We start from the raw sequence: 506 nt of genomic DNA on the forward strand, positions 1-506 counted from the left end.
GAATACAAGACACTTGAATGTGTTTGTTGTGTTTATCTAATGAAAGATAAACATTGAGAACTTTTAAATTTGATTGAATTACTCGTAAGTAATCAATCAGTCAGCTTTCCAAATTGTTAAAGAGCATGAGACTTTAAGAACAGTGTTCTAAGATTCACATTTTCTAAAGACTCTCAGGGTCAAAGATACCAACCAACGACAAAAGAAGTGGTTTGGATATGTAAATAACCAAGAATATTTAGAGAATGGTGGGCGATACCGGGCTCGAACCAGTGACCCCCTGCTTGTAAGGCAGGTGCTCTCCCAACTGAGCTAATCGCCCACGATAGTTTCTTTTGTCTTCACTTTTAATAAAAGTGAAAATAAAAGCCATCCTTTACGCGGAGAAAGAATGGTGGGTCGTGCAGGATTCGAACCTGCGACCAATTGATTAAAAGTCAACTGCTCTACCAACTGAGCTAACGACCCAATGGTATCCCGTAGGGGAGTCGAACCCCTGTTACCGC

At 40.5% G+C, this 506-nt stretch carries 2 tRNA genes; both read right to left on the bottom strand.

Features of this window, described 5'->3' with window-relative positions:
- Positions 1-246 precede the first annotated feature (246 nt).
- Positions 247-322 (bottom strand) — tRNA-Val (locus L8S15_RS21785).
- A 70-nt stretch (positions 323-392) separates the two neighbouring features.
- Positions 393-468 (bottom strand) — tRNA-Lys (locus L8S15_RS21790).
- Positions 469-506: the final 38 nt, after the last annotated feature.

It is taken from the genome of Vibrio sp. S/42/10, assembly GCF_029890535.1.
In the GTDB taxonomy this organism is placed as follows: domain Bacteria; phylum Pseudomonadota; class Gammaproteobacteria; order Enterobacterales; family Vibrionaceae; genus Vibrio; species Vibrio cyclitrophicus.